Origin of the sequence: Paenibacillus sp. FSL H8-0079 (genome assembly GCF_037991315.1) — a bacterium.
Taxonomy (GTDB): Bacteria; Bacillota; Bacilli; order Paenibacillales; family Paenibacillaceae; genus Paenibacillus.
In genome coordinates, this window is the sequence record NZ_CP150300.1 from 1583303 (window position 1) to 1604219 (window position 20917).

The window sequence follows — 20917 nt, forward strand, 5'->3', positions numbered from 1 at the left end:
TACGATGAATAGTGAGTTAAGTGTTGCTTTGTATGTTCTTGTTCTTCTAGGTACAAATAAAGAAAGATTAACAAGTTCTCAAATTTCTGAATGTATTCAGGTACATCCAGCTAGAATACGTCATATCCTCAGTAAATTTAAGAAAAGTGGATACCTTGAGACAAAAGAAGGTAGCGATGGTGGTTATCTTCTATCACAAAATCCACAGGAAATTAATCTAAAAGATCTATATACGATGATTTCATCGAAACCACTTCATATTTCGAAGCGATCACTAAATTCTAAGGAAAGTTTTCCTGCAAAAGTGGACAATCAGTTGGAGTTTATTTTTAAAGCTTGTGAATTAAAGCTTTTACAACAACTTCAGGAGATCACCCTCGCAGATATGATAGATTCAATCAACAATGCTTCAGGTTAACAATGAATCCAGAAAGCAATAAATTCAACATTGGTGAGCCCATGGAGAGGAACATAATATTTATGGAGAAAGTCTACACGCTGTATACTGACGTAATTTATTCTCTGAAAATGGTTAATAATCAACTTAATACTAATCTTGACAAAAAAGGAAAAACCAATTGGACCAGATGTCAAATTTTAAGATATCTAACGGATATGAGTGAATGTACTCAAACATCGTTACAGAGAGCTATTAATATAGATCATGCAGCAATAACCAGACATCTTCAAATACTCGAAGTAAACGGGGATATATTTCGAAAACGTAACCCCGATAATCTTCGGGAAAATATAATTCAGATTACTGAGCAGAGTCTTTCAACCTATAACTCTTATTCTATTAGTCACATGGATTTGTATGAGGAAATATTCAAGGAACTCGACTCGAAAATGCTTGTGACACTTTTAGATAATCTGAAGAAGTTGGACAATAATTTAGAATCTATATAATTATCTTGTTTACATTAACAATTTTAGCCTTAATCCTTACGAGGGTTTAAGGCTTTTCATTTATGTCCCTGTTTAACCCAAAAGAAAAGATGACATCGAATCATGTAGTACATATTGTTTTTATTGACACTAATATAGTCTAATGTTAGGATGTTTTTACCCTAATATTAGGATGAATAATGTTAGGGTAAAAGGGGGGAGTAATGAATATTTTATCAATTGTTCTTCAAGTTATATTGGGGTTAGGATTTCTAATGTTTGGATTTATGAAGTTTGGGTCAAAGCAAATGGTGGAAGGATTTAAGCATTATATGATCGAAGTCATTTCAGCGGTATTCATTATTGCAGGTATTTGGAGTAAGAGTTTAGCTGCATGGGGAGGTTTACTCATCGTAGTGACAATGCTAGGTGCCATAATTACTCATATTAAAATAAAAGATCAAATGAAACAAATGCTAATGCCTATTATTTGATTAATTCTTGGATTAGCAGTATTACTAATAAATTTCGAATCTTTGTTTGCATGAATGCTTAGTTAATCTAAGGAGAAATTAAAATAGGAATTCAAATTATTCAAACTGGCTCTGGTGTGTATCATGCTGAGGCTTTAAAGGAACCAACAGAAGCCTCTCAAATCTGGTTTGAACCACACTTAAGCCAAGCAGTAAAACGTGCACCTATCTATTTACAATACGAATCTAATCATTTTTCCTTAATAGATAAAGATGGTGTAACAATTAAAAGACTTTTAGGAAACCATTCACCAATGCAACTCGTGACGGATGCCCAAATGTGGGATGTAATCATTCCACAGGGAAAAGTATATACCCATAGTCTTTCGTTAAATCGTACATTGGCTGGTTTAGTCATCAGAGGGGATGGAACTCTTTCATCAGACACGATTGAAGCAAATTTTGTAGTTATCTAGCGGGAGATCTGGTGAATGCTTCATGGAGATGAACAAAGTCAGATAGATTTACGGTTATTTCGTGTGGAGGTGAAGGCAAGTAAATAAGAAAAGCTTCCCATGAAATTACGTTAGCCGACGTCTATGTTGCTGTCAAAAAGTGAATACACGGAAGTCTATGAGAATGTCAATTGCATTGAGGCGCAGGTCCGCGCCGCTTAATCATATAAACCGAGAAAATCAAAAAAACAAGGAGTGAGAGCTATGCTACAACCAATGGAGCAATTTTCGATGTACTCTTATCCGGGAATCGTCGCGTCGATCACTTCCCGTCATGATGGTAAACAAAATTTGATGTCAGCAGGATGGCACACATTAATATCGTATCAACCGGCGATATATGGGATTTCAATTCGAAAAGAAACATATTCATACAACTTAATTTTAGAAAGTGGATCTTTCGGAATCAATTTTCTTCCTTCGAGCCGTTCCAACTGGATTCAAGCCGGAGGTACGTTTTCTGGTAACCAGAAGGATAAACTAAAAGAATTTGATATTTCATATCGTGATGGAAAGAAATTGGATATCCCTATTCTCACAGATGCGTACGGTGCATACGAATGCAAAATCCTAGATATCCACTCCTATGGCAGCCACGAATTTATTACTGGTGAAATTGTGCAATCCTATCGCGATGACTCTCTATTCCAAGAGGATGGAATTCCTGATTTGACCAAGCTGCAAATACCACTGTACTTAGGAAGATCAACTTATTTGACGGTTGACGATACATTAAAATCCACAGATCATCCTTTTTATCTAGAGAAAAATGAATAACGAGTCTTTGAAGTCATTATGAAAAGTTGTAGGGCAAAGCTGGTATACTCATCGCTAATGTTGGTCATTTAGGAGGTCCACTGAATGTTTCAAGGAGATGAACAAAGTGAAATTGATTTACAGCTTTTCCGTGTGTGGGTGAAGGCAAGTAAAAGTGTTTTTGGCCATGTCGTAAAAGATATAGAACGATATGGAATTAGTAATATATAAGTGAGAAATTTTCTATCCCTAGTGGGAGTATCACATATGTTGTAGATAAGCTTGAAAAGAAAAAATTAGTGAAAAGGGAGCCAAGTCTAACAGACCGTCGATCTTCAAATGTAGTCCTAACTGACAAGGGCCAAAATTTATTTAAAGAAATCTTTCCTCAACACATTGAAGTCATATCTGAAAATTTGTCTTCTATAAGTAATGAGGAAAAAATACAGTTAACGGATCTTCTCAAAAGACTTGGGCTAGGTGCTAGTAATATTATGTAGGTATCATTTATTAAAAAACACACCAAAATTTTAAAAATAAGCCGTGGGAATCAGGAAGGATATACTCCTGGCAGTCCACGGCTGTTTGTGATTTTCTTACAAAAACACACAAAAAATTAGCTGGCGAGTATATGAAGCAGAGGTGGTCAAGATAGTGATCCTTACCCTAATTATATACAACTTTTCTGTTCCAAATCGGTCAAACAGCTTCCTGCATCCACAATTCAGTGGAACAAAGTGTGGAGTATAGCAAAATTAAATCAGTCAGCCCTCTTCTTTACCTTTATGTGGATATAGCTGATGCAGCTAGAATTTTCTTGAAGAAATCGGTAGGGATCAAACAGGCAGTACTCAGATATTGGGTTTGGTAGAGACGGGCTGTTTCAGGGTGGTACCAGACTAGAGGAGCATAGCCAGCATGCACAGGTATTTGCTGTATTGATATAGGTCATGAGTGAAATTCAAGCACGGAACTTATGGGTGGACTGGTCAAAGTAAATGAAAAAAAAGTTGAGTACAGGGGCATCAATCTCAAGGTAGAGACACCTGGAGGGGGAAATGTTAATTAACTTTATTACTGCGGCCGCCTAAATTGAACCTGCAATTAACTTGGTATTGAAAAAGATACTTGACATAGCAGACTAGTTGTAACTATAATGATTACAACATATGAGTTGTAACTTTTTTAGTTACAATAAATTTATCTGAAAAGGAGTTACCTAAATGAAAATAGAAGTTTGGTCGGATTTTGCATGTCCCTTTTGTTTTATCGGGAAACAAAGGTTCGAAAGAGCACTAGAACAATTTGCTAACAAGGAAGACGTCAAAGTTGTTTTCAAAACTTTCGAATTAGATCCCAAAGCTCCAAAAAGCGTAGATCATGATGTACATGACATGTTGGTCGGCAAATATGGAATGAGCCGTGAGCAAGCCATCACCATGAATAACAATATCGGCAAGGAAGCCGAAGATGCTGGACTTGCGTTTCATTTTGATTCGATTCAACTGACCAATACGTTTGATGCCCACCGAATAGCGAAATACGCATCAGAGCATGGAAAAGTGAGAATAATACAAGACTTTTTTAAGGCATACTTTACGGAAGGTCGGCATTTAGGGGATCATGAAACCTTAATTGAATTAGCTGTACAAGCAGGGTTTAACGAGGACGAGATTCGCCATGTTCTTAACGGAGATGAGTATGCTAAAGAGGTTCGTATGGATGAGGAGGAAGCACAACGACTTGGCGCAACGGGTGTTCCTTTCTTTGTGATTGATCGGAAGTATGCTTTATCTGGAGCACAATCAAGCGATAAATTCCTGCAAACTCTGACAACAGCTTGGAAGGATTCCCAGCCGTTGCAATTGTTAAATGATACCGCTGTGGATTCAGAATCCACAGATACATGCAGTGATGGAGCATGCAGCATCAAGTAATGTAGCGATCAGTTGTGTGTTTGCAGGTCCAGATCATTTCAATATCGGAACAACATATTATTAAAAAAAACGATTTAAAAGGAGTCAATAATTATGTCTAATTTGTCGATTGAAGTATTTACAGGTTCCTCCCAAGCTTTTAACGTTAACTCGGCTATCGTATATGGAGAAAAGGATGCGGTTCTAGTCGATGCTCAATTTTTGCTTAGCGATGCGCACCGTCTTACGGCCAGATTGCTTGAATTAGGAAAAAACTTGACGCACATCTACGTAACCCACTTTCATCCAGATCACTATTTCGGTCTGCAGGTTGTAAAATCGGTGTACCCTCAAGCTCAGGTACTGGCGTTGGCAGAAACAGTTGAGGACATCAAAAATACATTTGCCAAAAAAATTGCTCAATGGAAGCCTACAGTTGGAAACAACGTTCCAGACGTACCAGTAATCCCAGATGTTCTGGATCAGGATATCATCGAACTCGAGGGACATGAACTGAAGATCAAGGGTCGCCTGCAAGGGGACACACCAAATAACAGTTATGTATGGATTCCTTCGATTAAAGCGCTCATTACCGGAGATATTGTTTATAATGATACCTTTGTATGGACGCTTGAAACCAATACAGAATCCCGTCAGGCATGGCATCAGACTTTGGATGAATTGCAGTCGCTGAATCCTGAAATCGTGGTCGCAGGCCATCAGGCTTACAATACGGAAAATACCCCTGAAGCCATCGCACACACTCGTCGCTACCTCGTTGCTTTTGATGAAGTGCTGAGCGAATCACCGACAACAGATCAAATTATTGCTAAAGTGAAATCTCGCTTCCCAGAGCTGAATACTGTCGAAATTGGCTTAATCCTTGCCGCCAAAGCTTTCGGGGTGAACCATGCCGAGTAATCTGGGAATCATAAGAAGCACGTATGAAGGAGATTCTAAAGAAAACGGTGTGAAGTACCAGACCTATTTGGCGGAATATGCGGAATGGACAGAAGCTGCAGGTTTTCCTTACGCTGGAACATATATCGGATATGATGAAATCTTTAAAAATGTTTTCTCCCGTCTGGGAACGGAATGGGACGGATATAAAGCAGAAGTCAGCGAGTTTTATGAAGATGGAGATACCATTGTTGCGGTAGGTGTGTATTCAGGAACTTACAAACAGACGGGTAAATACTTCGAAGCAGATTTTGTGCATATATGGAAGCTTGAAGATCAAAAGATTTTGAAATTTAAGCAATATGTTGATAGTTACCTAGTACAGCGTGCCATGGTGTCTGAATAATTGGTTCATAAATGCAAATAGGCAGAGGATGAATATATCGTTGAAATCATGGTTGGTTTATTATCGTAATCGAAAAAGAGAGGAAGATTTATAAATGTTAAGCAAAAAATCATCAATTGGAGCTCTTTTGTTATTGTGTTTTATGTTAGTACTGAGTGCATGTTCTACAACAGCAAGTGGGACGAATAGTGCCACAGATACTTCGTCGAATACCGATACAACCAGTACGGCAAGTGAAGAAACGGAAAAGTCGTCAGTCGATCTCAAGATCACAACATTTAACCCAGGAGCAAACAGCGTATTCGCAGTCTCCTCAAGCCTGATTGAAGGACCGAATGAAGTGGTGCTCGTTGATGCCCAGTTCCAAAAAAATGATGCACAGCAAGTAGTCCAAATGATTCGTGACACCGGAAAGACACTGACTACAGTTTATGTAAGCCACAAAGACCCGGATTTCTACTTTGGTCTGTCGGAGATCAAAGCAGCATTTCCTGATGTGAAAATAGTCGCTCCCCCGGCCACTGTAGAAGGGATCACAGAAACAATTCAGGTAAAGAATGATTATTGGAATCCAATCTTGAAGGAAAATGCACCGACCGCGCAAATCATTCCCGATGTTCTTGATGGCGATAATCTGACAGTTGATGGGGAAGCAATACAAGTAATCGGTCTCGATGGTCCAGATCCTTCTCATACTGTCCTTTGGGTTCCGTCGAAAAAGACGATCCTGGGTGGTGTTCCGATCTTCGAAAACCAGCATGTGTGGATGGCAGATAACCAGACTCCAGAGAGTCGCGACGAGTGGCGTGAAATTCTGGACCAGATCCTTGCCCTGAATCCAGAGCGGGTTATACCTGGTCATTACCTCGGTGAGAGCGCTGGAGATACATCCAGCATAACATTCACCAAGGACTACATTGCTAAATTCGAAGCTGAAACAGAGAAAACCAAGGATTCCAAAGAACTGATTGCGGCGATGCAAGCAGCATATCCAGATTTCAATAATATTAGTGTCCTGGAAACGAGTGCCCAGGTCATTAAAGGTGAGATTTCCTGGCCATAATTTAACGTGAACTCCGAGAATTAGATTTGGAGGTTTACATCATTGGTTACATCATTAAAACGCCCGGGTTAATACCGAAGCCACTGAAGAACTTTGCTTTTTTCAAGTAGTGGATAACGTTTAGCCAAAAAAGAAGACATTTACACCCAAGTATTGGGTGTTATGTCTTCTTTTTTGGCATTATTTGTTTGTGTTCTCTATTCTCCTTACTCTGCTAACTTCAATATTCGTTTTAAGTTCACAGCAAATATGGCCATTGCACCTTGTAATTGCATGCCAAGTAAACCCGAAGATAGGGCTATATCGTAGCCGTGTCCATGTTTGAGTTCACTGTTTTTTGCTTCAATTTTGTAACGTTCTCTAGATTTCTCTTTGAAATATTCCGTTTCTTGAAATGCCATTTGTTTGGCATGTTCTTCAGATTTTATCGAAACGGAATACGTCTTGCTTTTCGCACCTTCTTTGTAGCAACCTTCCTTCAATGGACAACGTACACATCGCTTTACATCAAAATAATAAGTATGTGTTTGGTTTTACCAATACTTTTCTTGCCTTGCCGAGCCTTGCGGACGGCCATATGCCCAGCTGGACACACGTACCGCCCTGCATCCTTGTTAAACAGGAATTCTTCTTCCTTTTTACGGTTGCCTTGCGTAATCAGTGGATTCAATTTCGCTACAAGTTCAATCTCATTTTTATGGGTGTAAATAATATTATCCCTCTCGGAATAAGCTGCGTCTCCAATGACGGTCTTCACCTGTAAATCGAGTGAATGAGCGAGATCATCATCATACACTCCCGCGAGATCGGTACCTTTAGGGAAAAACTCTCTAAGCAACCCGTTCGCATTCTCGTTGGATCCGCGTTGCCAGGATGAATACGGATCAGCAAAATAAACGTGCAGGTTATGGGTGGTTTCTAGATTGGCATAGTGTGCAAACTCCTTGCCTCGGTCAGCCGTGGCTGCTGTGAGAAAGGTTACCGTGGGATACTGTGAGATCGCTACACCGAGCGCAATCTCCATCGACAAAGCGGTGCGATCGGGCATGAGAACAGCGGTATATAGACGCGTTTTGCGTTCAATCAACGTCGCTACGCGGCCTTTACTATTCCCACGACCCGATACAACGGTATCCAGTTCCCAGTGCTCAAACGTTTCACGGGAACGACTTCTTTCGGGTGATCTGTAATAGTTTTTCCAATGGCGAATTTACCGCGCGTTTCTACGGGTTTCTGACGCTTCCCTTTGTGCCAAAGAACCTGTTATACGCCTCGAACCAGGCGCCCAGCTTAGATCCAGCAATAAATGGTTTTGAAAGAGACTGTACGCCGCCCTTCGGTGATTTGTTCCGGAGACCACTTTGCCTCCAGTTTTTCCAGTGAACCAGCCAAGGCGTCTGACCTATTCCCTGGAAAGACCGAAGCCTTACGACACGCTTCTCATAAGCATTCTGATCTTGTTCTGCCTGGTAAGGATGTGATGAAGCCACACGATCTAACTCACGACAAATCGTTGATGGATGCCTACCTACCCAGTTCTTTCGCAATCGATCTTGAGCTTTTACCTTTGTCTGTGGAGGATCTCTAACTTACTGGTTTCGATTATGCTAAGATGTCTGTAGCTCATGGTTGGATTCTCCTTGTGTGAATGGTGTTGTGGTGACTTCATTCTACACGAATCCGGCCATGGGCCATTTTTTATTTATTTCCAGTAGGTGTCGCACTTCATATTACAATTCGTCTCATTATCAACAAAATACCCTATAAGGTGGACTTTTTTCAAAGTGTCCATCTTATAGGGTACATTTTATAATCCGAACACACTCGGAGACAGTTCAGAGGTTTTTTTGTGTTAACTTATGCTCCATATCTTTATTTACGAAAGACGAGGGTTTCTTTGCCTAGCAGATGGGGGCGGAGTGTATTCCAGATCTGAAGACATTGCTCCTGAAGCTCCCAAGCTGCCATGCCAAGGAGTCGAACGCCGATGCCGCCGGTTGCCAACAAACTCGCCCCTGCGAGCATTCGTCCATCTGGTGGCAGAGCGGATCTGACCTGTTCCAGCTCCGCAGTGCCCAGTCCTGGGGCAATCATCCACAATGCAGCCGTGTGAGTATAGTGAAGGAGGGATGCTGAGTGTTTGGGGTCATCGGTTTCCGGTTCGAGTCCGAATCGATCCCAGACAGCCAGTTTCTCGCCTTGCCATATCTCCGTCAAGCTGCGGTAACGCTCAAATTGGAATGCTTCTCCCCGATGAATCCGTCCGGCAGACCAGATGTCTGCATAGGCCAGAATCGCCTGGTCTTCCAGCTCAAAGGTTACAGCGAGGGATGATGAACTGCCTTTGAAGGGAATCACACATTCAGGAAAGTATTCCAGTGTGGCCCCTTTTCCCAACCGAAAGTGATGATTAACGGATGAAGGAATGGAAGGTGTAGGATGAAGTCTGGTAGCAGATGTGCTGCTCAGCATGACATGGGTGCCTTCCCCTAATTCCCACTGGGAATGATAATGATCCCCGTTAAGGACTCCGGGAGAGACGTCTGACGTGTACACACATAATTCGGTTCCACCTCCGGGAGGTCGAAAGGATCGGCTAAACCGGAGAGGCGCACTGTAATAACGATCGGTCATGACAGTGCGCTCACCTTGAAAGGCAAAGGTGGCTCGAAGCTCGCTGCGGCGCGTGACGGGCTCACTTGCACTTTCGTTCCGATTCATCTCTGTTCCCGTAGGAACGGAAGATGAATTAATGCGAGTGAGTGCCATGCTCATGGCTGTGTGAATGCAGATGTGCAGCGGAAGCATCGTCATCCATATATTGATGTTCAAGCCAGTGGACAATCTCGGATACACCTTCACCGCTCATTAGATTAGACATGACATAAGGACGGCCTTCGCGTACCCGCTCGGTATCATTTTTCATCACTTCCAGGCTTGCTCCAACGTAAGGGGCGAGGTCGGTTTTGTTAATTAACAGCAGATCTGAACGCGTGATGCCGGGACCGCCTTTGCGAGGAAGTTTCTCTCCTTGGGCAACGTCGATAATGTAGATGAACACATCAGCCAGTTCCGGACTGAATGCAGCAGAGAGATTATCGCCGCCGCTCTCGATGAAGATCAGTTGCAGATCCGGGAAGCGTTCAATCAACTCGTCAACTGCTTCAAAATTCATGGAGGCATCCTCACGAATAGCCGTGTGCGGGCATCCGCCTGTCTCAACGCCGATAATACGCTCTGGTGCCAATGCATTCTGACGCAGCAAAATCTCGGCATCTTCTTTGGTGTAAATGTCATTTGTGATGACAGCAAGGCTATAACGTGTACGCAGTGCCTTGGACAGCTTCTCCACAAGGGCTGTTTTACCTGAACCTACCGGTCCACCAATGCCAATTCGCATCGGACGACTCCGATCAAATTCGTTGCGTTTCCACTCCGGATGATGCGTATGATTAGCTCCTCCACACATAACAATTCCTCCTAGGTTAGATAAAAGTTGTAGTTAAGACATAAACAGCCGCGCGGGTAAAGTCTCGTGTCGCATGGCATAGATTTCCTGGGCGATTCCGAAGCTGTGCATGTCTTCCGGTTCATTTTCCCGAATGAGAGCCCATTCCGCTTCAATATCATCAAGCAGTTTCTGAATCAACATCTGCGCTTCGGTCTGTCCGATGGGCAGCAGGCGAAGTGCGCTGTTCACATAAGCGTTCACTGAGGTATACAGATGCCCGGTAACGGCTTCGTCCAATCCAATCTCCAATTGATAGTTGATATAACCATGAATGGTCGTGATGCCACCATACGCGCCGTATTCCCGTATGGCCTCATCGATCAGGGAAAAGTCCATCCATGGATAGAGTGAACGGGCGAGCTTGAGCAATCGCTTGCCCATCTTGTGGCCGCTTTCCCTGAGTTCCCGAGGGGAGCGCTGGGCATGCACGCGTTTGTCGTATAGAGCGAGTAGAGCGGCATCTTGCTGTTTTATCGCTTGATAGACGCCTTTGATGGCAAGACCATCTAGTCGCACGAGACTGGAATGAAGCTGGCTGCGAATAAACTGTTCAAGCTGTGCGGTATTCCGCACGGTGCCATCATGCGTGTAAGCTTCCAGACCGAAGGAATGGGAGAAACCACCGATGGGCAGGGCCGAATCCAGCAGCTGAACGTAACGGAGTAACTTCGTTCCACTGTTCATCATGAGTGCCCCCTTATCAGCTAATCCGTATTCCTATCAAAACATAAAGTACCGCTGTGCCATAGGCAACTCGTCTGCGGGTTCGCATGTGAGCAGTTCGCCGTCGGCGCGTACCTCATAGGTTTCGGGATCGACTTCAATAACGGGGGTGACATCGTTATGAATCATGTCTTTTTTGCTGACCGAGCGGCAGCCTTTGACCGGTTCAACCCGTTTCTTCAGGCCCAATGTCTCTTTGATCCCTGCATCTGCCGCGGCTTGGGAGACAAAGGTGATTGATCCGCTGGCGATGGCGCTACCATAGGCTCCGAACATGGGCCTGCCGAATACGGGCTGAGGTGTCGGGATGGACGCATTGGGATCACCCATCTGGGCGAATGTAATCATGCCACCTTTGATGACGATCTCGGGTTTAACACCGAAGTAAGCCGGTTTCCATACCACCAGATCTGCCAGTTTGCCAACTTCCACCGAACCGACGAGATGACCGATTCCATGTGCGATAGCTGGATTAATGGTGTATTTGGCTATATATCGCTTGATCCGATCGTTATCGGACGGTGAATCCGGGTTGAGTTCGAGTTTGCCGCGCTGTTTTTTCATTTTGTCAGCTGTCTGCCAGGTACGGATAATGACTTCACCCACGCGTCCCATGGCCTGTGAATCGGAACTGATGATGCTGAACACGCCAAGATCATGCAAAATGTCTTCGGCTGCGATTGTCTCTGGACGAATCCGGGAATCGGCAAAAGCCACATCTTCCGGGATGGAAGGGTCCAGATGGTGACAGACCATCAACATATCAAGGTGTTCTTCCACGGTGTTGCGTGTGTACGGTCGTGTTGGATTGGTTGATGAGGGGATGACGTAGGACTCCCCAGCGGCACGGATAATATCCGGTGCGTGTCCGCCACCAGCGCCTTCCGTGTGGTACGTGTGGATCGTCCGGCCGTTGATCGCTGCTAGTGTGTTTTCGAGAAATCCGGTTTCGTTCAGTGTATCGGTATGGATAGCGACTTGAACATCATGTTCCCCGGCGGCAGTCAGGCAGGCGTCGATCGCGCTCGGGGTAGTACCCCAATCTTCATGCAACTTCAGGCCGATTACACCCGCTTCAATCTGTTCGATTAAAGGTGCGGTACTGGAACTGTTGCCTTTGCCGAGGTAACCGATGTTCATGGGAAAAGCCTCTGCCGATTCTAACATCCGGTGGATGTGCCAGGCTCCTGGTGTACAAGTGGTAGCTTTGGTTCCCGTTGCCGGTCCTGTTCCACCGCCGATCATGGTCGTGACCCCGGAGGATAACGCAGTCTGAATCTGCTGTGGACAGATGAAATGAATATGGGTATCGATGCCTCCAGCAGTTACAATCATGCCTTCACCGGCGATGATTTCGGTGGAAGCACCGATGACAAGTGCGGGATGCACACCATCCATTGTGTCCGGGTTACCGGATTTGCCAATGGCGCAGATGTGACCATCCCGAATGCCGATATCTGCTTTTACAATGCCCCAATGATCGATAATGATGGCGTTGGTGATAACAGTATCAGGGGTACCGTCACTACGGAGGGCAGAGGTAGATTGGCCCATCCCGTCGCGGATAACCTTACCACCCCCGAATTTGCTCTCGTCTCCGTAGACGGCATAATCATGTTCAATCTCTGCCCATAGTTCGGTATCCGCAAGTCTGACAGCATCACCGGTTGTGGGTCCGAACATCGATGCGTATTGTTCACGGCTCATTCGTTTCATGAAGGTTCACCCCCATCTTGTATGGGAGGAGAGAACGTCTTCAGGAATGTCTCCAGTTTCTGTGGATCAGGAGCTTGATCCGCAGAACCTTCGGTTAATCCGTTGAACCCGTGAATCTGGCGTTTGCCGCCAAAGGTCGTGAGTTCAACCGGCTTCTCTTCACCGGGTTCGAAGCGGACTGCGGTACCTGCCGGAATGTGCAGGCGATGTCCGAAAGCTGACGTGCGATCAAAGTCCAGTGCCGCATTAACTTCATAGAAGTGAACGTGAGATCCGACCTGGACGGGGCGGTCGCCGCGGTTAAGGACAATCAGGCGTAGGGTTGAACGATCCGGATGACAGATGATGTCGTCATCTGGCTTCAAACGGTATTCACCAGGAATCATGGTTTCTCCTGCCTTTCTCAGCGTATAGGTTCATGTACGGTAACCAGTTTCGTACCGTCAGGAAATGTGGCTTCTACCTGTACTTCAGGAATCATATCGGGAACGCCATCCATGCAGTCTTCGCGTGTCAGGATGGTACCTCCGTATCTCATTAATTCGGCAACACTCATTCCATCCCGTGCTCGTTCCATCAATTCGGAGGTCAACAAGGCGATGGCTTCGGGAACATTCAACTTAAGTCCGCGTGCTCTTCGTTCACGGGAGAGGTTAGCGGCCACGGTAATCAGGAGTTTTTCCTTTTCCTGCTCAGTCCAGTGCAAGGCAATCCGACCTTTCGCTTAAAATGTCTGATATGTTCATGGATCATATTATATGTTAAATATACTCACACAGGGTGAATCCTTTGTCAATAAGCTTCCGGGCTTATTAGCAGTATGCATGAAACGAGTAGGCATGAAATAAAATTATGTAAGCTATATTGACATGAAGAGTGTGACGCTCCATAATTTGGATCAACGAACATTTCGGACATAAATGACCTTAATGTTCGTCAATAGACTAAAAAAAGGGAGTGTAGGCTATTGAAGAAGAGGTCGGTCAAGTTATGGAGTATTTTGCTCGGTGCGGTCATTGTGATGACAGGATGTGTGGAGGGAGCTGCGCCGCCTGAAGCGTCGGGTTCAGGTGGTACAGGAGAGCCGGCGGCATCCGGTGAACCGATTAAAGTTGGCATCCTACATTCCCTCAGCGGAACGATGGCGATCAGTGAGGTGTCTGTTAAAGATGCCGAGATGCTTGCCATTGAAGAGATCAACGCCGCGGGCGGAGTTCTGGGTAAACAGATCGAGCCTGTAGTTGAGGATGGCGCTTCAGATTGGCCTACTTTTGCGGAGAAGGCTGGAAAGCTGCTACAACAAGATAAGGTCGCTGCGGTATTTGGCGGATGGACCTCTGCTAGTCGGAAGGCTATGCTCCCAGTGTTTGAACAGAACAAAGGTCTATTGTTTTATCCAGTGCAATATGAAGGATTGGAATCATCGCCAAATATTTTTTATACAGGAGCAACAACGAATCAGCAGATCGTTCCATCCGTAACCTGGTTGCTGGAGAACAGGGGTAAGACGTTTTATCTGCTCGGTTCAGATTATGTATTCCCGAAAACGGCCAATCAGGTCATTAAGGCGCAACTCGCAGCAGAAGGCGGCGAAGTGGTGGGTGAGGAATATACACCGCTGGGACATACCGATTATAGTACCATCATTAGCAAAATCAAGGCTGCAAAGCCGGATATTGTATACAATACGCTGAACGGAGACAGTAATGTAGCTTTCTTCAAACAATTGAAGGATGCTGGAATCTCCTCGGATCAGATGACAACCTTGTCGGTCAGTGTAGCGGAGGAAGAAATCCGTGGCATTGGTGCAGACGTATTGAAGGGGCATCTGGCTTCATGGAATTATTATCAGACAACGGATACGCCTGAGAATGCAACATTTGTTGCCAAGTATAAAGAAAAATATGGCGCTGATAGAGTGACAGCAGATCCAATTGAAGCGGGATATGTAGCAGTTTATCTCTGGAAGGCGGCGGTGGAAAAAGCAGGATCAACCGACGTGGAGAAGGTGAAAGCGGCTGCCAAGGGTCTGGAGTTTGATGCTCCCGAAGGTAAGGTAACTGTGGATGGAGAGAATCAACATATCTACAAAACGGTGCGGATCGGTGAGGTGCAGGAAGACGGGCAGTTCAAGGAATTGTGGAATTCTGGTGAACCTGTCAAGCCGGACCCTTATCTGAAAACGTATGAATGGGGAGCTTCCCTCAGCGCTAAATAACATAGAAACCTCGGAATAAAACAGGCAACTAGCTTCAAAGCAGCCAATTCATAGACGAGGGTGTGACAACACATCCTCTCACCACATTGCGGTAAAGCGTTACTGTGACGTTTAATATATTCTGCCGCAAATTGAAGTCATGTGAAATATCGAGAGTCACGGTATGGAGGAGGGGATAGCGATGGATATGTTTATCCTGCAGATGTTCAACGGTCTGAGTATCAGTTCAATTCTGTTGTTGATTGCATTGGGGCTTGCAGTAACATTTGGGCTGATGAATGTGATCAACATGGCTCACGGTGAACTGATCATGATCGGTGCGTATGCAACGTATGTAACACAAAATCTGTTTATGTCCTATGCTCCCGCGGCGTGGTTCGGTGCTTACTTTGTTGTGGCTCTGCCGATTGCGTTCATTGTAGCTGCTCTGATTGGCTGGTTGCTTGAAGTGGTGTTGATCAGGCATCTGTATGGCAGGCCGTTGGACAGTCTGCTTGCGACGTGGGGTGTAGGCATGATGCTGCAACAACTGGCCCGTACGATATTCGGAGCGTCGAATGTGGGGGTATCCAGTCCAGCCTGGCTCAATGGTGGATTGGCGATCTCGGGTGGCATTGTATTTCCGTATAAACGAATTTTCATTATCGCACTGGTTGCGGTTGTGCTGCTGTGCATGTACCTCTATATCTATCGAACATCTTCCGGAAGACGAATGAGGGCTGTAATGCAGAATCGGAGCATGGCGGGCTGTCTGGGCATTTCGACACGACGGGTAGATGGCATGACCTTTGCGATTGGTTCGGGAATCGCTGGAATCGCTGGTTGTGCGTTAACGCTCATTGGTCCCATTGGTCCTTCGCTTGGTACGTATTATATTGTGGATGCGTTCATGGTGGTTGTCCTGGGTGGTGTGGGGAAATTGGTCGGAACCGTGTGCGGTGCACTGGGGATCGGTATGTTCAACATGTTGTTCGAAACCTATACCTCGGCTTCCATTGGAAAGGTGCTCGTGTTCGTATGTATCGTTGCTTTTCTGCAATGGAAACCACGCGGCTTGGTCGCGATACGCACACGGAGTCTCGATTAACGTGAAGAAGGGGGTTAGTTCATGTCGGCATTACTCAAGACTGGCAGTCTGAAAATGAGGATTATCTGGGCGGTTGTACTGATCATGATGTGTCTCGCTCCACTGATCTCCACGGAGTTTCGTCTGAGTCTGTTAGCCAAGTTTTTGGCGCTGGCGATCCTGGCCATTGGTCTCGATCTGATCTGGGGATATGGAGGTGTACTGAGTCTAGGCCATGGTGTGTTCTTCGGTCTGGGTGGGTACGCGATGGCGATGTATTTGAAACTTCAGGCTAGCGGTGCAACACTTCCGGACTTCATGGGATGGAGTGGTCTCAGCGGCCTGCCGTGGTTCTGGGAACCGTTTCGCTCTTTCCCGGTGGCGGTGTTATTGGGGATAGCCCTTCCCGCATTGCTCGCCTTTGCTCTGGGCTGGTTTACATTCCGTAACCGGATTACCGGTGTATATTTTACGATCCTGACGCAAGCCCTGGTTCTCATTACGGTGACATTGTTTGTGGGCAAACAGGAATGGACGGGCGGAACGAATGGCATTACCGGGTATAATTCGATCTTTGGATTTACACTTCATTCCGCAGGAACAACGATTGCTCTCTATTATATAACGCTTGCTGTTCTGGTGATTGCTTATGTGCTGTGTCGTCGAATGGTGAACAGCCGGTTCGGTCAGGTGCTGGAAGCTGCGCGGGATGGAGAGAATCGGGTGCGATTTCTCGGATATGATCCGGCAGGATATAAAACACTGGCTTTTGCTTTTTCCGGTGCGCTTGCAGGCATCGCGGGCATGTTGTTTGTTCTTCAGGTCGGTATTATCTCGCCATCGATGATGGGGATTGTGCCTTCTATTGAGATGGTCCTGTGGGTTGCGCTGGGTGGTCGAGGTACGCTTATTGGAGCGGTCATCGGAGCAGTGGTGCTGAATGCAGCCAAAACAGGCATAAGCGAGGCTTACCCTGAAGGGTGGCTGTTCGTCATTGGTGGGCTCTTTGTAACGGTAGTCTTGTTCATGCCAAACGGAATTGTAGGTGTATATCGTCATATCGTTCGTTTGCTGAAGCGGAGAGGAGAGAGTGCACATGTCCAAGTCACGCGGGAAAAACCTGAAGTCTACTGAGGAGTCAACGGTGTTGGTAGCGGAGGATATAACGGTAGCCTTTGGTGGGTTCGTTGCTGTCAAAGGCATGAATCTGAAGCTGCATGAGCATGACCTGCATTTTCTGATTGGACCGAATGGTGCAGGGAAAACGACGATGCTGGATGTGATATGTGGCAAAACCAAACCCATGTCCGGCTCGGTAAAGATGGCGGATGGTACGGAATTGACCCGAATAAGGGAGCACCAGATTGTTCGTAAAGGGGTAGGACGCAAATTCCAGGCGCCATCGATCTTTGCGGGTCTGACGGTGCAGGAGAATCTGACATTGGCGGCGGAGACTCGTCGTTCCCCTTTGCAAGCCATCGGTATTCGACGATATGGGAAGATGAGTGCTGCCATGGAGCATATTAGCCTCCAGATTGGTCTGCAAGACCGCATTAACGCCCGTGCAGGAGCATTATCCCACGGGGAGAAGCAGTGGCTGGAGATCGGCATGTTGCTCTTGCAGGAGCCTCGTGTGTTGTTGCTGGACGAACCAGCCGCAGGCATGACGGATGAAGAAACACACAAGACGGGGCGACTTCTGCAAGAGATTGCGCGTGAGCGCTCAGTTGTGGTGGTGGAGCATGATATGGAGTTTGTACGAGAGTTCGCAGCCAAGGTGACCGTGATGCATGAAGGTAAACTGTTGAAGGAAGGTACGATGGCGGAAGTACAGGCGGATCCGAAAGTGGCAGAAGTGTATCTGGGCAAAAGGAGGGATGACCATGCTGTCGCTGCAACGAATTGAATCCGGCTATGGGGAAAGTAATGTGCTTCGAGGTGTGAGCCTGGACGTACAGCCTGGACAGGTGGTGTGTCTGATGGGCCGTAACGGTGTGGGTAAAACAACGTTGATGAAAACATTGATGGGGCTGCTCAAAATACGCAAGGGCAGTATTCAGTGGCAAAATCAGGAGTTGTCCACGTTGGACACAGCCAAGCGGGCAAGGGCAGGCATCGGTTATGTACCGCAGGGGCGGGAGATTTTCCCGCAGCTTACGGTGAAAGAAAATTTGTTGCTCGGTCTGGAGACAAGTGCACCGGGAGTAAAAACGTTCCCGGAGGATGTACTGGCGATGTTTCCTGTGCTTGCTACGATGTATGGACGGCAGGGTGGAGATCTGAGTGGTGGACAGCAGCAGCAGTTGGCATTCGCCCGGGCGCTGGCTTCGCGTCCGGGGTTATTGCTACTGGATGAGCCGACAGAAGGCATTCAGCCTTCCATCGTGGAGGACATTCGGCAGGTTATTTTACAGCTCAAGGCAAAAGGGAATCTGTCGGTTCTACTGGTGGAGCAGAGTATTGATTTTGTGCGCAGTGCCGCAGATTATATCTATATCATGGACAAAGGTGCCATTACCCTGCACGGGACACCGCAAGAACTGGATATGTCGCAATTTGAACATCATCTATCCGTGTAGTTGTAGTTAGCGTGTCAAGTGGATTGAGTATTCAGGAGCGCTTGTCCAGGATATTCGAGTATTTCGGATATAACCGCCGGATGCATTCCGGGCAGATGTCATGGGTGAATTCGGCGTGGGTATGCTTCTCCAGATAACTTTCCACGGAGTTCCAATGTTCCTCTTCGTCCTTGATTTGTTTGCAGACAGCGCAAATAGGCAGTAATCCGCGCAAGGTGCGCACGTCAGACAGAGCCTTCTTCAATTGGCGTTCTGTCTTTTTCTGTTCGGTAATATCCATGTGGGCAATCAAAGCGAGATCGGTATTCAGGTTTGAGTTAGTGTGAGATAGAGGGGTGAGTTCCACACGAAACCACCTCTCTTCGTTGTATACCGTATACACGCAGATGTCATATGTATGATTTCGACTAAAGGGTGTTCCGCGTTCTTTCAAATTCTGTGCGACAAGTGCCATATTGGCGTTCTTGCCTTGTAATGCCCAGGCTTCCAACAGATGCAGGTAATGTCTATGAGTACTGTTCGCATCCGGGTTGGGTAATAGTTGACCGAGTTCCTGTTGCCAGGCGCGGTTACAACTGTGGATAATCCAATCGTGATCAACGATGATGAGCTGGTGAGTTATGGATTGGAACGACAGCCTCTCCAGATCGGATGTAACATGTCTCATGGATGGGGTCCTCCTTTGGCAAAAATCTTATCTCAGTTCATCTGGAATATCCAAAATATCAGCGACCAGGTGTCTGAATCGGGTTGCTTTGCGTGTGCCGTGAATGAGATTGGATAAACGATAGGGTGGGATGCCGTGCTGTTCACAAAAAGTCTTCTGGTCCACTTGAAGTTCGGTTAGCCGTCGTTTGATGGCCCATCCGAACGGAGTCACTGGTTTTTTCTTGTTCAAAAGGGTTCACCCCTGGTTAGAATGTAGTATTCAGTCGCCCTTTCTTCATGTAGAATATATAGAAATGCGAGCTGTATATTTTATTATATACGTAAATCCGTCATCTAACAATTAAAAAAGACGGAAAAAAGTGTATTTTGTGATGTAAAATGGCGTAAATACGTTAAAAAAACCAATAAAATGACAAAAAACACGTCGGCAAGGAGGTTGCCGCGTGTTTTTTTGTTTGTCTGAATGAAGGGGAGTAGGTGTAGGTGGACAAGGATTAGGCCCTGTAGGCATGAAGTCCAGCTCCAAGCATATGGAAACTGGGGAAAAACGATTTCATGGACATCGAGGTTGGCTGTGCCAGTCCATCCGCAGCCGAGGCGCTGACGGTGTTCCATTCATTCTCCAGATCTGCGGCCAGGCGTACCGTCAGTTCTTTGATTGTATCGGTGTCCAGAGGAATGACTTTGGAGGCTTCGGTTATGCAGGCATTCATGGCTGAATGCAGATAACCAAGAACTGCCGCCTCGACAGGGATATCGAGGTGGTGGTTAATCCAGGCGTGAACAGTGGAGAGGCAGCCAACCGAATCATATTTGGCGAAGATCTGTTCAAGCTGGCTGAAATCAATCCAGGGGTGCAGAGCGCGTGCAAGTCTGATCAATCGTTTACCCATGGTAGCAGCTTGTTCTCTGAGATCTCCAGGAGTTCGCTGAACATGGACGAGCTTGTCGATCAGGGCTATCCGCCATGTATCCTTGTGATCTGCTGCGGTATAGATGCCTTTGATAGCCATGCCTTCAAGACGAACGATGCTGGGGTGCAACTGACAACGCATGAATGATTCGAGATCTTCAGCATTACGAATGGTACCCTCCTTGATATGGATATCCATGCCGAAGGAATGGGTAAACCCTCCAACCTGAATAGAGGAATCAAGCAGTTTAACATAATCGAGCAGCTTATTCCCACGGTTCACGATCATTCGCCTCCTGTGTTCGTTAAATGTAACTTTAAGTAACATTTATATTCCTTTTTTTTTGCTTTATGTTTGAAAATCCGAATTATATGATAGTTATCATCCCATAAATGTCCGCTTTTTGTCAATAGTGTCATTGAAATTCAGCAAATTAAATCTGTAATTCAATATTTGTGTTATTTTATATAACATTTAAAGTTAATTGTTTGCGAAATGTAGGGAGGGCTACGTATAAATGAATCAACAAGATCGGCTCTAACCGGAAAAGAGGGGATCGAATCTAATAATATGCAGTTCATGGGTAAAGATGACGAGAATATGC

At 45.7% G+C, this 20917-nt stretch carries 24 protein-coding genes and 2 pseudogenes; 15 read left to right on the plus strand and 11 right to left on the minus strand.

The genetic code is table 11. The features are described 5' to 3' along the window. Window positions 1-4 precede the first annotated feature (4 nt). The 10 genes from MHI06_RS06925 (at window position 5) to MHI06_RS06970 (ending at window position 6917) form a co-directional block, all read left to right on the plus strand. On the plus strand, window positions 5-418 hold the full coding sequence (locus MHI06_RS06925) for an Rrf2 family transcriptional regulator (protein WP_340400937.1): 414 nt from the start codon (window positions 5-7) through the stop codon (window positions 416-418). A 694-nt stretch (window positions 419-1112) separates the two neighbouring features. Further along, window positions 1113-1382 (plus strand): DoxX family protein, encoded by a 270-nt coding sequence (locus MHI06_RS06930; RefSeq protein WP_340400938.1) that lies wholly within the window; start codon window positions 1113-1115, stop codon window positions 1380-1382. A gap of 116 nt (window positions 1383-1498) precedes the next feature. Then, window positions 1499-1837, plus strand: a complete 339-nt coding sequence (locus MHI06_RS06935) for a hypothetical protein (RefSeq protein ID WP_340400939.1) — start codon at window positions 1499-1501, stop codon at window positions 1835-1837. A gap of 243 nt (window positions 1838-2080) precedes the next feature. Continuing rightward, the gene (locus MHI06_RS06940; protein ID WP_340400940.1) at window positions 2081-2653 is read left to right on the plus strand and encodes a flavin reductase family protein; all 573 of its coding nucleotides are present in this window, start codon (window positions 2081-2083) and stop codon (window positions 2651-2653) included. Window positions 2654-2737: 84 nt separating this feature from the next. Then, window positions 2738-2863 carry a hypothetical protein gene (locus tag MHI06_RS06945; protein WP_340400941.1) on the plus strand — a complete coding sequence of 42 codons (126 nt, stop codon included), beginning with the start codon at window positions 2738-2740 and terminating at the stop codon, window positions 2861-2863. Window positions 2864-2892: 29 nt separating this feature from the next. After that, a complete protein-coding gene (locus MHI06_RS06950; protein ID WP_340402070.1) occupies window positions 2893-3132 on the plus strand; it encodes a hypothetical protein in 240 nt (79 codons plus the stop codon). A 723-nt stretch (window positions 3133-3855) separates the two neighbouring features. Continuing rightward, window positions 3856-4569 carry a DsbA family oxidoreductase gene (locus tag MHI06_RS06955; protein ID WP_340400942.1) on the plus strand — a complete coding sequence of 238 codons (714 nt, stop codon included), beginning with the start codon at window positions 3856-3858 and terminating at the stop codon, window positions 4567-4569. 93 nt (window positions 4570-4662) lie between these two features. Continuing rightward, the gene (locus MHI06_RS06960) at window positions 4663-5469 is read left to right on the plus strand and encodes an MBL fold metallo-hydrolase (RefSeq protein ID WP_340400943.1); all 807 of its coding nucleotides are present in this window, start codon (window positions 4663-4665) and stop codon (window positions 5467-5469) included. Then, on the plus strand, window positions 5459-5854 hold the full coding sequence (locus MHI06_RS06965; protein ID WP_340400944.1) for a nuclear transport factor 2 family protein: 396 nt from the start codon (window positions 5459-5461) through the stop codon (window positions 5852-5854). Before MHI06_RS06960 ends, MHI06_RS06965 begins: the two co-directional genes overlap by 11 nt. Before the next feature lie 94 nt (window positions 5855-5948). Continuing rightward, window positions 5949-6917, plus strand: a complete 969-nt coding sequence (locus tag MHI06_RS06970; RefSeq protein WP_340400945.1) for an MBL fold metallo-hydrolase — start codon at window positions 5949-5951, stop codon at window positions 6915-6917. A gap of 206 nt (window positions 6918-7123) precedes the next feature. Here the strand turns inward: MHI06_RS06970 and MHI06_RS06975 are convergent. From MHI06_RS06975 to MHI06_RS07010, 8 genes and pseudogenes are all read right to left on the minus strand, one after another. Next, window positions 7124-7680, minus strand: a pseudogene (locus MHI06_RS06975) (transposase); the annotation flags it as partial. Between the two features lie 42 nt (window positions 7681-7722). After that, window positions 7723-8544, minus strand: a pseudogene (locus MHI06_RS06980) (IS30 family transposase); the annotation flags it as partial. Window positions 8545-8789: 245 nt separating this feature from the next. Next, a complete protein-coding gene (locus tag MHI06_RS06985; protein ID WP_340400946.1) occupies window positions 8790-9761 on the minus strand; it encodes an urease accessory protein UreD in 972 nt (323 codons plus the stop codon). Beyond that, the gene (gene ureG / locus MHI06_RS06990; protein WP_062833117.1) at window positions 9667-10386 is read right to left on the minus strand and encodes an urease accessory protein UreG; all 720 of its coding nucleotides are present in this window, start codon (window positions 10384-10386) and stop codon (window positions 9667-9669) included. The genes MHI06_RS06985 and ureG overlap by 95 nt, the downstream gene beginning before the upstream one ends. Window positions 10387-10419: 33 nt before the next feature. After that, window positions 10420-11115 (minus strand): urease accessory protein UreF, encoded by a 696-nt coding sequence (locus tag MHI06_RS06995; protein ID WP_340400947.1) that lies wholly within the window; start codon window positions 11113-11115, stop codon window positions 10420-10422. A gap of 33 nt (window positions 11116-11148) precedes the next feature. Further along, window positions 11149-12867 carry an urease subunit alpha gene (ureC, locus tag MHI06_RS07000; protein WP_340400948.1) on the minus strand — a complete coding sequence of 573 codons (1719 nt, stop codon included), beginning with the start codon at window positions 12865-12867 and terminating at the stop codon, window positions 11149-11151. Next, window positions 12864-13253 (minus strand): urease subunit beta, encoded by a 390-nt coding sequence (locus tag MHI06_RS07005; protein ID WP_062833120.1) that lies wholly within the window; start codon window positions 13251-13253, stop codon window positions 12864-12866. Before MHI06_RS07005 ends, ureC begins: the two co-directional genes overlap by 4 nt. Before the next feature lie 17 nt (window positions 13254-13270). Further along, window positions 13271-13573 (minus strand): urease subunit gamma, encoded by a 303-nt coding sequence (locus MHI06_RS07010; RefSeq protein ID WP_036669066.1) that lies wholly within the window; start codon window positions 13571-13573, stop codon window positions 13271-13273. Between the two features lie 261 nt (window positions 13574-13834). On the opposite strand from MHI06_RS07010, the gene urtA reads away from it, so the two are divergent. From urtA to urtE, 5 genes are all read left to right on the plus strand, one after another. Further along, window positions 13835-15085: an urea ABC transporter substrate-binding protein gene (gene urtA / locus MHI06_RS07015; protein ID WP_340400949.1), complete on the plus strand. Its 1251-nt coding sequence runs from the start codon at window positions 13835-13837 to the stop codon at window positions 15083-15085. A 181-nt stretch (window positions 15086-15266) separates the two neighbouring features. Then, window positions 15267-16172, plus strand: a complete 906-nt coding sequence (gene urtB, locus MHI06_RS07020; RefSeq protein ID WP_340400950.1) for an urea ABC transporter permease subunit UrtB — start codon at window positions 15267-15269, stop codon at window positions 16170-16172. 21 nt (window positions 16173-16193) lie between these two features. Then, window positions 16194-17285: an urea ABC transporter permease subunit UrtC gene (urtC, locus tag MHI06_RS07025; protein ID WP_340400951.1), complete on the plus strand. Its 1092-nt coding sequence runs from the start codon at window positions 16194-16196 to the stop codon at window positions 17283-17285. After that, window positions 17248-18057, plus strand: coding sequence for an urea ABC transporter ATP-binding protein UrtD (gene urtD / locus MHI06_RS07030; RefSeq protein WP_340400952.1), 810 nt, complete (start codon window positions 17248-17250; stop codon window positions 18055-18057). Before urtC ends, urtD begins: the two co-directional genes overlap by 38 nt. Continuing rightward, window positions 18035-18730 carry an urea ABC transporter ATP-binding subunit UrtE gene (gene urtE / locus MHI06_RS07035; RefSeq protein WP_169480110.1) on the plus strand — a complete coding sequence of 232 codons (696 nt, stop codon included), beginning with the start codon at window positions 18035-18037 and terminating at the stop codon, window positions 18728-18730. Before urtD ends, urtE begins: the two co-directional genes overlap by 23 nt. A 31-nt stretch (window positions 18731-18761) precedes the next feature. Here the strand turns inward: urtE and MHI06_RS07040 are convergent, their stop codons facing one another. The 3 genes from MHI06_RS07040 to MHI06_RS07050 all read right to left on the minus strand — a co-directional run bounded on the left by MHI06_RS07040 (window position 18762) and on the right by MHI06_RS07050 (window position 20595). Next, window positions 18762-19397 carry a hypothetical protein gene (locus MHI06_RS07040; protein WP_169480109.1) on the minus strand — a complete coding sequence of 212 codons (636 nt, stop codon included), beginning with the start codon at window positions 19395-19397 and terminating at the stop codon, window positions 18762-18764. A 27-nt stretch (window positions 19398-19424) separates the two neighbouring features. Next, window positions 19425-19628: a hypothetical protein gene (locus MHI06_RS07045; RefSeq protein WP_017690011.1), complete on the minus strand. Its 204-nt coding sequence runs from the start codon at window positions 19626-19628 to the stop codon at window positions 19425-19427. A gap of 265 nt (window positions 19629-19893) precedes the next feature. Then, window positions 19894-20595: an urease accessory UreF family protein gene (locus MHI06_RS07050; RefSeq protein ID WP_340400953.1), complete on the minus strand. Its 702-nt coding sequence runs from the start codon at window positions 20593-20595 to the stop codon at window positions 19894-19896. Window positions 20596-20917: the final 322 nt, after the last annotated feature.